General features: G+C 72.3%; 11 protein-coding genes. 7 read left to right on the top strand and 4 right to left on the bottom strand.

All coding sequences use genetic code 11. From position 1 onward, the window contains the following. The 5 genes from DEJ05_RS07090 to DEJ05_RS07065 all read left to right on the top strand — a co-directional run. Window positions 1–2,019: hypothetical protein (locus DEJ05_RS07090; RefSeq protein ID WP_220037009.1), on the top strand; the 2,019-nt coding region annotated here is incomplete at its 5' end. Window positions 2,020–2,131: 112 nt separating this feature from the next. Continuing rightward, entirely contained in the window at window positions 2,132–2,623 is a 492-nt protein-coding gene (locus DEJ05_RS07085; RefSeq protein WP_111110088.1) for an SRPBCC family protein, read from the top strand. A gap of 189 nt (window positions 2,624–2,812) precedes the next feature. After that, entirely contained in the window at window positions 2,813–3,787 is a 975-nt protein-coding gene (locus DEJ05_RS07080; protein ID WP_111110087.1) for a CPBP family intramembrane glutamic endopeptidase, read from the top strand. Continuing rightward, window positions 3,774–5,069: a sensor histidine kinase gene (locus DEJ05_RS07070; RefSeq protein WP_146245045.1), complete on the top strand. Its 1,296-nt coding sequence runs from the start codon at window positions 3,774–3,776 to the stop codon at window positions 5,067–5,069. The genes DEJ05_RS07080 and DEJ05_RS07070 overlap by 14 nt, the downstream gene beginning before the upstream one ends. Then, window positions 5,066–5,737, top strand: a complete 672-nt coding sequence (locus DEJ05_RS07065; RefSeq protein WP_110892023.1) for a response regulator transcription factor — start codon at window positions 5,066–5,068, stop codon at window positions 5,735–5,737. Before DEJ05_RS07070 ends, DEJ05_RS07065 begins: the two co-directional genes overlap by 4 nt. Before the next feature lie 31 nt (window positions 5,738–5,768). Here the strand turns inward: DEJ05_RS07065 and DEJ05_RS18015 are convergent, their stop codons facing one another. Continuing rightward, window positions 5,769–6,263 carry a hypothetical protein gene (locus DEJ05_RS18015; RefSeq protein WP_111110085.1) on the bottom strand — a complete coding sequence of 165 codons (495 nt, stop codon included), beginning with the start codon at window positions 6,261–6,263 and terminating at the stop codon, window positions 5,769–5,771. 32 nt (window positions 6,264–6,295) lie between these two features. After that, the gene (locus tag DEJ05_RS07055) at window positions 6,296–7,156 is read right to left on the bottom strand and encodes an SGNH/GDSL hydrolase family protein (protein WP_111110084.1); all 861 of its coding nucleotides are present in this window, start codon (window positions 7,154–7,156) and stop codon (window positions 6,296–6,298) included. 206 nt (window positions 7,157–7,362) lie between these two features. On the opposite strand from DEJ05_RS07055, the gene DEJ05_RS07050 reads away from it, so the two are divergent. Then, complete coding sequence (locus DEJ05_RS07050) at window positions 7,363–8,001, top strand: TetR/AcrR family transcriptional regulator (protein ID WP_146245044.1); 639 nt, start codon at window positions 7,363–7,365, stop codon at window positions 7,999–8,001. 177 nt (window positions 8,002–8,178) lie between these two features. Here the strand turns inward: DEJ05_RS07050 and DEJ05_RS07045 are convergent, their stop codons facing one another. Further along, window positions 8,179–9,462 carry a PP2C family protein-serine/threonine phosphatase gene (locus DEJ05_RS07045; protein WP_146245043.1) on the bottom strand — a complete coding sequence of 428 codons (1,284 nt, stop codon included), beginning with the start codon at window positions 9,460–9,462 and terminating at the stop codon, window positions 8,179–8,181. A 74-nt stretch (window positions 9,463–9,536) separates the two neighbouring features. Further along, window positions 9,537–10,259: a type II CAAX prenyl endopeptidase Rce1 family protein gene (locus tag DEJ05_RS07040; RefSeq protein ID WP_111029772.1), complete on the bottom strand. Its 723-nt coding sequence runs from the start codon at window positions 10,257–10,259 to the stop codon at window positions 9,537–9,539. 152 nt (window positions 10,260–10,411) lie between these two features. Between DEJ05_RS07040 and DEJ05_RS07035 the strand changes: the two genes are divergently transcribed. Beyond that, window positions 10,412–11,863 (top strand): polysaccharide biosynthesis tyrosine autokinase, encoded by a 1,452-nt coding sequence (locus DEJ05_RS07035; protein WP_111029773.1) that lies wholly within the window; start codon window positions 10,412–10,414, stop codon window positions 11,861–11,863. The last annotated feature ends 14 nt before the right edge of the window (window positions 11,864–11,877 follow it).

The following is an 11,877-nucleotide window of genomic DNA, read 5'->3' as shown; positions in this document are numbered from 1 at the left end:
GTGTATAAGAGACAGCGCTCCGGGTGGCCAGGGCGTCGCCGTGGGCCGGGGTCGGCTCCGACGCCTGATCCCGCGCCGCAGCCGACCCCGGCCCACGGCGACGCCCTGGCCACCCGGAGCGTCAGCGGTGTGCAGGTGACTGCCCCGGACGGAACCGTGCTCATCGACGGGCAGCCCACGGTGACCGGCGTCGCGAAGCGCACCGCCGACCGGGTCGACGCTGCCGACGGTTCCCCGTCGACCGCACGTGGGGTCACCGTCTCGACCGCGGCGGACGGTACTTCGGACGTGCACCTCGACTCGTTCGAGCAGATCCCCGACCGCGCCTCGGACCCGGTCGCGGAGTACCGCTGGCCAGCGCTGCGCGTGTACGGCCTCGACGCCCACCTCACGCCAGAGGGGACGATGACCGTGGACTTCGCGAACGAGTCGAACGCGGTGTTCGTCAACGGGGTGTGGATCAACACCGCCACCGACCTGTACACCGGCGTCGACGCTGACGGCAAGGAGCGGGTCAGCGTGGCCTTCGGGGAGCGCACGGTGCACGCGGACGGCAGCACGACCCTGACCGCGCTGCACTACCGCGACCTGACAGGGGCGCACCCAGACGTGCGGCTCGGCGCCGTCACGATCCCGGCGAGGGCGAGCAGCCCGACGGACGCTCGGGTCACCGCCGCCTTCGGGGTGGGCGTCCGGGGGACGGGCGGTACGGCGCTGGTCGCCCCGCAGCCGCGGGTCACCAGTGCCGGGGAACACCGTTCCGCCGCCCGCATCGACGCGATCGCCGACTACCCCGCCCGGGCAACCGACGTCACGGCGGCGATCGGGGACGACGGCGACACCGCGACCATCTCGGTCGGGCACTTCGAGCAGATCCCGGACGAGGCCACCGACCCCGTCGCCGCCTACCGCTGGCCGGCACTCCGCGTGAACGGATTGCACGCCGAGGTGACGGCGGCCGGCACGATGACGGTCTCCTTCGACGACGAGTCGAACGCCGTGTTCGTGAACGGGGTGTGGATCAACACCGCCACCGACCTGTACACGGGGCTCGCCCCGGACGGGACCGAACGGGTCCGCGTCCACCTCGGCGAACGGACCGAGAAACCGGACGGGACCGTCACGCTCACGGCGCTCCGCTACGAGGACCTGACCGGGACGCACCCCGACGTGCTGCTCGGCCAGGTGACGTTGGCGGCGGCGCAGCCCGCCCCGGACCCGACCCCGGGCGGGGGCGGCACCACGCCGACACCGGAGCCGCACGACCCGGCCATCGCACGCTGGCATGCCTTCGGGCTCCGGGCATCCGGACCGAGCGACGTCCCGGCGCAACCCGTCGCTGCGCCCGCCGCCGACGGCACCACCGTGACCGAGCGGGCGGACCAGGTCGGGGACGGCGCCACCGGACAGCTGCGTGTCGACGGGGTCACGGTGCGGTCGGCGAGTGACCGCGGCGAGGTCCGACTCGAACGGGTCGTCCTCTACCCGGGCACGAGCATCGCCGGCGAGCTCCGTGACGTCCGTGTCCGGGTGACCCACGGCGGTGCCACCGTGACGACCGCGGGTGGGCGGATCGCGGGCACCACCATCCCGGCGGGCACGATCCGGGCGAACACCCGGATCGCCCTGCCCGGCGGGCTGGGGAAGGTCGTGCTCAACGAGCAGCGGACCCGCGGGCGGGACCGGACCGTCACCGCGCTGCACCTGAGCGACCCCGCCGGGTTGGCAGCCGCCGTGTCGGCAGCGGTGGTCACCACGGCAAAGGTCGATCCGCCCGCGAACGGCGGGAATGGCGGGCAGGGCGGCGGCAGCGCAGCCGGAGGCCCGGGCAACGAAGCGGCTCCCGGTGCCCTGACGCCGGACGGCACGAGCCCGGCCGGTACGAGCGGCATCGGGACGGGCAGCGGAGACCTCGCGTTCACCGGTGCCTCGCTCCTGCCGGGCCTCATCGCGGCGGTGCTCCTGCTCGGTGCGGGTACCGCGATGGTGGCGCTGCGGCGTCGACGGCGCGTGCGCTGACCACCGCAGGCCCGCGGGAGCGCGGGACGCCAGGCCCGGTGCCGGTCGGCACCGGGCCTGGCGTCCGCCGCCTGGGGGAGGCCCGCGCGACCGCCACGTGCGAGGATGCCTCATGCCCGTCGTCGAGTCCCGCTGCGTCGTCCCGGTCGAGCCCGACGTGGCGTTCGCCGTCTCGCAGACACAGGGAGCGATTCGCAAGCGGTGGGACCCCTTCATCCGCCGCCAGCACCTGATGAACGGCGCCACCGTGCCGGCGAAGGGCGTCCGGACGTACACGGTGCAGCGGTTCGGGCTGGCGATGGAGAGCGAGTACGTCTCGTACCACCCGCCGTCGAACGTGGGGATGAAGATGACGAAGGGCTCGTGGTTCTTCGAGCGCATGGGCGGCGGCTGGCGGTTCACGGCGGCCGAGGGGCAGCCCGGACACACGCTCGCGGTCTGGCGCTACAACTTCACCTGCAGGCCGAAGTGGCTCGCGCCGATCGCCGAGCGCATCGGCGTGCTGGTGCTGCAGCGGGACATCGACCGGCGCATCCTGGGGTTCGCCCGCGGCTGCGAGGACCCCGTCGTCCTGGCCCACGTGGCCGCACAGCGCGCTGCCTGACCGGACCTGCGAGACGCCGGCATCCTGCGGGCCGAGTCGGTTCGGAAGACGCCGTCGTCGAGCGATGACGACGGCGTGTTCAGGAGTGCCGAACCCACCCGCAGCGCGCTTGCATCCTTCGATGGAACTCCCGCAGGTGCATCCCGAAGCCGGTCGTCCCCGAGCGCCCGGTTTCCTAGCGTCGTGTGCATGACGAACACCACCGAAGTCCGGCCCACCGCCGGCACCGCAGCCCGCGACCGAGGGGGTGTCCGCGGCCTCATCGCCCGGCACCCCCTCGTGTCCTTCTTCACCATGGCACTCGGCCTGAGCTGGCTCGCGTGGGTGCCGTACATCCTGTCGCCGCACGGCATGGGCGTGTGGGACATCCACTTCCCCGAGGTCCTGGGCAGCGCTCAGTTCACAGGCGTCCTGCCCGGTGCGCTCCTCGGCCCGCTGGGCAGCGCGTTCATCGTCACCGCGGTCGCCGACGGTCGCTCGGGGCTCCGCCGCTGGGTGGGACGGCTGTTCCGCTGGCGGGTCGCCTGGTACTGGTACGCGCTGGCGCTCGTCGTCGTGCCGGCCCTGATCGTCGTGTCCGCGCTGCCGTTCGCCGGTGGTGACGTGCGGGCCCCCTCGGCCCTGGCCTTCGCCATGCTCGTCCCCGGACTGATCATCCAGCTGTTCTCGACCGGCCTGAGCGAGGAGCCCGGCTGGCGCGACTTCGCCCTGCCCCGCCTGCAGCACCGGTTCGGGGGCCTCGGCGCCGCCGCGATCCTCGGCCCGATCTGGGCGCTCTGGCACATGCCGCTGTACTTCAGCGACTGGGGCGGCTGGCCGAACGCGCACTGGAGCGAGCCCGTCGTGTTCGCCCTGTTCACCATCACCTTCAACGTCGTCATGATCCAGGTCTTCAACAAGACCCGCGAGAGCCTGCCCCTGGCCCTGCTGCTGCACGTCGGCGTGAACAACACGATCTCGACGCTGTTCCCCGAGATGTACCCGAGCATGACCGCCGGCACGCTGATGATCGGCCTGACGATCATGTCGACGATCGCCGCCGTGGTGCTGCTCGCCGTGACCCGCGGCCGCCTGGGCTACGACCCCGCCCGACGCGCCCTGCCCCTCGACGCACCGGTCCCCACCCGCGCCCGCCTCGTAGGATCCAACGATGGCACCCGCTGAGCACGACGCGCTGCGCGCCCGCCGCGTCGACGTCTTCGTCGCCCTCGGCACGGCCGTCGTCGCCCTCGGGCTGCTGCTCGGCCTGCCGCCCCTGGACAGCCTCGAACCGGACGGCCCCGCCCTGGCACTGGGGGTCCCTGCAGTGTTCTCGGGCGCCTGGACCGTCTTGGCCCTCGGCCTGCTGGCCCAGTCGGCCGCCCTGCTCGCCGCCCGCCGGGCACCGCGCACCGTGCTGATCGTGGTCGCCGTCCTGCCGGTGGTGGTCGCGGCGCTCGCCCCGGAGTCGTCCGACCTGTTCGGCCTCACCGCACTGCCCGTGGTCGTCGCCGTCGTCCTCGCCGTGCTCCGCGTCCCGCTGGCCCGCCTCTGGTCGACACTCGTGGTCGCCGCTGCCCTGGTCGCCGCCGGCAATGTGGTGCTGGCGGTCGCCGGTGACACCACGGCCGCCGTGTCCGGCTCGCTCGGGCAGGGCGTGCTGCAGGCGATCGGCGCGGTCGGCCTGCCCCTCCTGGTCACCCTGCTCGTGCAGTCCCGCCGCGAGGTCCGCGTCGCCCGCACCGCCGAGGCCAGCGCCGTGAACCGTGAGCAGGACGCCCTGGTCGACGCCGCGGTGTCCCGCGAACGTGCCGCGATGGCCCGTGAACTCCACGACATCGCCGCCCACCACCTGTCCGGCATCGCGCTGATGGCCGCCGTCATCGACCGGCAGATCGACGCGGACCCGGAGCGTGCCCACGAGGGTGCCCGCCAGGTCCGCGAGCAGAGCACCGCCGTGCTCGAGGACCTCCGCCGCCTGGTCGGCCTGCTCCGCGACGACGCTCCCGCCGAGCGCGCCGTCGAGACGGTCGCCGGGATCGTCGACCTGGCCGAACGTGCCCGGTTCCGCAGCGACGTCCGGCTCGACGTGCTGCCGGGGGACCGCCCGCTGGCTGACGGCGTCGGCCCGCTCGCGCAGCTCGCCGCCTACCGCACCGTCCAGGAGGCGCTGGCCAACGCCGCCCTGCACGCCCCGTCCGCCCCGTGCACCGTCACCATCGACGACCGCGACGCGACCCGGGTGGTGATCCGAGTGGAGAACGCACCGGCCACCGTCCCGGCAGCGGGGACCTCTCCCTCGGGCGGCAACGGCCTGCGGGGGATGCGCGAGCGGGCGGACCTGGTCGGGGCGCGCCTCCAGACCGGCCCGACCGCGACCGGCGGATGGCTGGTGGAGCTGGCGCTCGGCCGGGAGGCACCTGCCGCACCCACGCAGGCCGCCGACGGCACCGGGGTGGTCGCGTGATCCGCGTGCTGGTCGCGGACGACCAGCCCCTGGTCCGCGCCGGGGTGTCCGCGCTCCTGGGGGCGGAGCCGGACATCGAGGTGGTCGGCGTGGCCGCCGACGGCGGCGAGGCGCTCGCGCTGGCGCGCGAGACGCGACCCGACGTCGCCTGCCTGGACATCCGGATGCCGGTGATGAACGGCATCGAACTCGCCCGGATCTTCTGCGCACCGGACGCCGATCCGGCGATCCCCGCGCTCATGCTGACGACGTTCGACCTGGACGACTACGTGTTCGGGGCGCTCGAGGCCGGGGCCTCCGGGTTCCTGCTCAAGGACGCCGAGCCGGACACGATCGTCGACGCGGTGCGGCAGGTCGCCGCCGGCAACGGCACGCTCGACCAGGCCCTGACCCGGCGGGTGCTGCGGGAGTTCGTGTCGCGGCGGAGCCTGCAGCCGGTGTCCGGCGACCGGGCCGACGGCGTGCTGACCGCCCGCGAGCGCGAGGTGCTCCTGCTGCTGGCACAGGGGATGTCGAACGAGGAGATCGCCGCAGCCCTGGTGCTCGAGGTCTCGACCGTCAAGTCACACCTGGCGCGGATGCTGCCGAAGCTCGGGGTGCGGTCGCGGCTGCAGGCCGTGGTGTGGGCCTACCAGAACCGGATCGTGACGGTGCCGGAGCAGCCGTAGCGGGTCCGGTGTCAGCCCGCGGGCTGCGGCGTCAGCTGGCGGGCTGCGGCTCTGCGGCGCCGGGGACGACGAGCTGCCAGACGTCGTCGTCTCCGTCGTGGGAGAGGTACAGGCGGAAGGCGCCCTCGTCGGCGAGGGGGTCGCCCGAGAGATACTCGACCGGTTCGCCGCTCGTCTCGCACTGGTCCGACGTGCTGATGACCTGGATCATGTCGCCGGGGGCGACGGCGTCACCCTTCGTGACGTCGGTGACCGTCGCCTCGTACACCTCGTAGATGCCCTGCGGTTCCACGGTGCGGTCGGTTCTGGTGACGTCGGCGTCGACGACGAGTTCAGCGGCGTCGCGGCGTTCGGCCGGGGTCTTCAGCTGGACGTAATCGGTGCACCCGGTGCTCTGCACGTTGTCGTCGTTGCTCGGGTTCGTGGGGGCGCTGGTCCCGCCGCCGACTCCGGGGGCGCAGCCCGCCAGGGTGCCGCCGAGCACCACGACGAGTGCCACGACCGGTGCGATCCGTCCCCACTGCATGGGGCGAGTATGGCTCACGACGAGACCGGGGGCTAGCCCGCAGCGCCCTTGGCGCCCTCGGCGGCGATGTGGATCGCCTGCTGCATCCGGACCGACACCTTCTTGGACATCGCGACCGTCGGGTGGACGCCGTCGTAGGTGCGCGAGGACGGCCAGCCGCCGTCGAGCCGGCGGTCGGCTGCCCACGGGTCGACGAACATCCAGCCGCGGGTGAGCGCGTGGTTCTGCAGGTCGCGGTTCAGGATCTCGCCCTGCTTGCGGCGGTCGATGTGCTTCTTGCTGTAGTTCGTGATGTTGGACGGGGCGATCGCGGCGATGACGACGTGGCGCGCGCCGACCTTCTTCGTGATCTTGTCGATGTTGTTCAGGATCGACTTCGTGCTGTAGCCGTAGCGCAGGTCGTTCGTGCCGGCCATCACGACGAGGACGTCGGCATCGTGCGCCGAGCTCCGTTCGAGGATCCGCGTCGAGGTGGCTCCTCCGATCGAGGTGCCCCCGACGTTGGCCATCGTCGGGTCCTTCAGCTGCCGCATCCACGAGGCGTCCATGGCCGTGAGCGAGTCGCCGGCGTAGGTGAACGTCAGCTTGCTCGGTGTCGGCGCAGGCGTCGGGGTCGGCACCGGTTTCGGCGTGGCCGTCGGGGCGGTGCTCGGCGTCGGGGCGCTGGTCGGAACGGGCGTGGGCTCGCTCGGCTGGCTCGGCTGGGTCGTCGGCTCCGTGGTCGGGGACGGTGGCGGAACGTCGGTCGGCGCGGGGGTGGGGGCGCTCGTCCCGGTTCCCTCCACGGCGGTCGCGGTGTTCGGGACTGCGGCGAGCAGGGTGCCAGCGAAGACGGCGACGGATGCGGCTGCGGCGATGAAGGGCAGGCGGGAGGAGCGCTGGTGGTGGGGCAACGTGAGCTTTCGTTTCGGGTGCGAACTTCCCCACCCTAGAAGCTCCGTGACACGTCATCGTCCCCCAGGTCTGGGGGCCCGCACGGCTCGCGCTCCGTGGACAGACAGATCGTTCCCCGTGCTACACGATCCGGTCGCTGTCCGGGGAACGCACGTTCCCGTTCGGGGGACTGTGCGCGGGCGCGTCTGGCTGGTGCAGTGTATGCATGCACATCGAAACGCCGCCGGTGACCACCCCCGACGACCCCGCCCTGCGGGGTGAGGTCATCCACGGGATGATCACGGCGCTGCGTTCCCGTCCGCTGCACGAGGTCACCCCCGATGTCGTCGCGGCTGCGGCCGGGGTGGACACCGACGTCGTCGGCCGCACGTTCCCGAGCTGGGACGGCCTGCTGCTTGCGACCATCGACCGGTGGAACGAGGACCGCACCGTGCCGCTCATGCCCCTGGCCGAGCAGCACGGCACCATCCGGTTCCTGCGCGCGATCGTCACCGCGAACGTGGCCGACCCGTCGCTCATGCGGTTCCTGACAGCGACGCTGAACATCGCGGCATCGCCCGAGCACCCGCTCGCGCCGATGCTGCACGCCCGGTGGCGACGCTTCCACGCCTTCGTGCAGCACGCCCTGGAGCGCGACGTGCTGCTCGGGCGCGAGCCGAGCACGATGGAACCGGCCCGCGGCTCGGAGCAGCTGCTCGCGACCTACGAGGGGCTGCAGCTGCAGTCCATGGTGCGACCGGAGATGGACCTGCTCGAGGCCTTCGACCGCGCCGTGACGCGCCTGCGCGAGGGCTGGTCCCGCGCGTACGTGCCGCCCGTCTGGGACCTCGCCCGGGTCGGTTGACCCTCCGGGTGGCTCGTCGGGCCGCCCCCACAGACCGAGGACGCTAGGGCGTCCGAGGGCAGACGCTCACCGTCTGCACGCGTCGCCGCACGATTCGGGTTCGAGCGGCGGCGCGTACCAATCGCCGCGAGACGACCGTGCATTCCCCACTGGTCGCCGGTCGCTCGTTCCGCGCCGTCAGTCCGCGTGCATCGCGAGCGGTCGCTCCGTGTCCACCTCGACCGGCTGCCGGCGGATCGCGATCACCGTGACGTCGTCGTCGTGCGGCACCTCGTCGGCGCGGGCCGACAGCGCGAGGACGACCGCATGCGGGTCGCGGCCGGCGCGGGCGATCGCGGCGACGGACTCGATCGTGTCGTCCAGGTCGTCGTACAGGTCGAGCACACCGTCGCTGAACGAGACGAGCAGGTCTCCCGGTTCGAGGGTGCCGTCGGTCGTCGCCCACTCCTCGCGGATGCCGAGCCCGAGCGGCATGTCGCCGGAGCGCAGCCGGTCGACGTGTCCGTCGGCCCGCAGGACGAAGCTCAGCCCGTGACCGGCATCAGCCCACTGGAGGGTGCCGTCGTCGGAGATCCGGGCGTGGAACAGCGTGGTGAAGGCGAGATCGGGTCCGACGCCCTCGGCGGTCAGCCCGTCGGAGGCCCGCTTCAGCGCCTCGCCGGGGTCTTCGACGGTCCGGGCGCTGCGCAGGGTCGCGCGCACCGCGGCCGCGATCAGCCCCGCGCCGACGCCCTTGCCCATGACGTCACCGAGGCTCACCGCCACGCCGGTCGGCGTCGGGTACCAGTCGAAGAAGTCCCCACCGACGCTCCGGGCCGGCAGGCAGGCACCGGCGACGACGACGTCCTCGGTGATGCGGCCGGTCGTCGTCGGGAGCAGGGACCGCTGCACCGCGGCTGCCCGGTCGATCTCGGCGCGGACCTTGCCCTCGCGCGCCTCGGCGGACCGCAGACTGCGTCGGGCCCGCCGGGAGAGCTCGTGCACGACGACGGCGACGGTGCCGAACACGACGACGAGGATGCCCAGACGGACGAGTTCACCCGCGCCGGGCGCGTCGGAGGGGGTCAGGACGTAGGGGGCGAGGATCACGACCACGATGCCCGCGATCGCGAAGAGCACGGTGCGACGGCCCTCGAGCGACGCCCACCAGACCACGGGGAGCACCACGATCGCCGTGAACAGCGAGGAGCCGGAGCCCGTCCCGGTGCGCAGCAGCGCGATCGTCAGGAAGTCGACGGTGAGCAGGACCGGCACCACCCAGGCCGCGCGGCGCACGAGTGCGGGGATCGCGCTCATCAGCGTCGCGACCACGACGCCCACCACACTCGCGACGAACAGGTGGTGCTGGGTGATCGGCAGCGTCGGCATCACGACGCTCAGGAACGCCGACAGCGCCAACAGGCCGCTGATCGGAGCCTGACGGACGAGAGGGTTGTCGACGATGCTGGTTGGGCGAGTCATGCTCAGTGCAGGCTAGTGGTCCGCGCGGCTGAGCGACCGCCCCTGACCCGATCTGGGGACGCGGCCCTGGCAGCTCAGCGCGGCCAGGTGGCGACGACCGCGACCGCGTTGAACAACACGTGCGCCAGGATCGCACCGCCGATGCGGTCGGTCATCGCGACGAGCGTGCCGGTGAGCAGGCCGAGCAAGAACGTGGTCACGAACACCTGGAACCCGCCGAGCGACGTGCCGCCCGCACCGAGCAGCAGGTGGAGCAGCGCGAACAGGAACGCCGTGACCAGCACCGCGAGGAACCGGGTGCGGGGCGTGAGCTCGGCAGCGAGCCGGCGCTGGAACAGCCCGCGGAACACCACTTCTTCGAGCACCGGGCTCACGATGACGATGCCGATCGCGGACACGAGCAGCAGCCCGACGTCCGGCGTGCCGAGGGACGGTGCGGGGACCAGCCCGGTCGACCCGGTGAACGCGAGCGACATGACGACGTCCACTGCGCGGCACACGATCACGATGCCGATCGCGAAGACCACGATCCCCAGGTCGAGCCGGAGCCGCGACACCATCGCCGATCGCGGGGTCCGACGGAGCACCACGGCGGCCGCGACGACGAGCGGCACCCACACGGCGGCGTCCGCGCCGAGCACCTGCAGGACCGGCGAGGGGATGCCCCCAGTCCGGGTGACCTGTCCGACGATCCGGGTCAGGATCACCGCGACGCCGAGTGCGACGAGGATGACGATGAGGTCCCGCTGTCGCCGCACGCTGGGCTCGGTGGTGGTCGTGGCCGGCTCGGAGCGCATGGGGCCACCGTAGAGGACACCGCGCGGCGGATGGCGACTTCCCCCGAGCAGTACTCGTTCCTGTGGCACTATTTGTATGCCGTGCGCTGGGAGTACCCCGGCGTGCCTGTGTCGGGACCACGGGGACGGCCATGATCGGGGAAGGCAAAGGCGTGGAACTCCGCGACTACATCACGGTGCTCCGCAAGGGATGGGTGCTGATCGTCGTACTCGCCCTGGTGGGAGTGGCCGCAGCCGCAGGGTTCTCCCTGCTGAAGAAGCCGGTCTACTCGGCATCGGCGCAGGTCTTCGTCTCCACGGAGACGTCCGGCAGCGCCAGTGACCTGGCGCAGGGCAACACGTTCACCCAGCAGCGGGTGCTGACGTACTCGAACCTGGTGTCGACGCCGATCGTGCTGCTGCCGGTCATCTCGTCGCTCAAGCTCGACATGAACGCGGACCAGCTCGCGACGATGGTGTCGGCGACGGCGCCGACGAGCACGACCCTCATCTCCATCTCGGTGGAGGGCACCGACCCGGTGCAGGCCGCCGACATCGCGAACGCGACCTCGCAGAGCCTGACCAACGTCGTGCAGGACATCGAGGCCACCGACGCGAGCGGCAAGAGCACGGTCAAGCTCACCCGCGTGAAGCAGGCCGACGTGCCGAGCGTCCCGGTCAGCCCGAACGTGCCCGTCAACGTGGCGCTCGGTCTGCTCGTCGGGCTCGCCCTGGGCATCGGCATCGCCGTGCTGCGTCAGACCCTCGACAACCGCATCCGCACCGAGATCGACGTCGAGAAGATCAGCGACAAGCCGGTCGTCGGCGGGATCGCCTTCGACGCCAAGGCCGCCGAACGTCCGCTCATCGTGCAGGTGGACCCGCGCAGCCCCCGTGCCGAGTCGTTCCGCACGCTCCGCACCAACCTGCAGTTCCTCGACATCGGCACCGGTGCCCGCACCTTCGTCATGACGTCGTCGATGCAGTCCGAGGGCAAGAGCACCACCGTCGCGAACCTCGCGATCGCCCTGGACAGCGCCGGGTTCCGCGTCATCCTGATCGACGCCGACCTGCGCCGCCCCCGCGTCGCCGAGTACATGGACGTGGAGAGCAACGCCGGCCTGACCGACGTGCTGATCGGCCGCGCCGACCTGGAGGACGTGGCCCACCCCTGGGGTCGCGGCAAGCTCGTCGTCCTGCCCGCGGGTCAGATCCCGCCGAACCCGTCCGAGCTGCTCGGCTCGCGCGCGATGCAGGACCTGATCGACCTGCTCGAGCAGCAGTTCGACTACGTCCTGTTCGACGCACCGCCGCTGCTGCCCGTCACCGACGCGGCGATCCTGGCCAAGAAGGCCTCCGGCGCGATCGTCGCGGTCGCCTCGGGACAGACGCTGAAGGGCCAGCTCGCCGCGGCCGTCGCCACCCTCGAGAACGTCGGGGCCCCGGTCTCCGGCTTCGTCCTGACGAAGATGCCGCTGAAGGGCCCGGGCGCCTACGGCCACGGCCGTTACGGCTACGGCTACAGCTACGGCCACGACGAGGACGAGAACACCGTGACCACGTCGACGCACCCGCCGAAGCGTTCCGGCAAGAAGCTGGGCGTGCTCCGCCGCGCCGGGCGCTGAACGGGGCCGATCAG

Origin of the sequence: Curtobacterium sp. MCLR17_045, from assembly GCF_003234405.1 — a bacterium.
GTDB lineage: Bacteria > Actinomycetota > Actinomycetes > Actinomycetales > Microbacteriaceae > Curtobacterium > Curtobacterium flaccumfaciens.
The sequence above is the reverse complement of the archived record's forward strand: the minus strand, read 5'-3'. Positions and strand labels throughout refer to the sequence as shown.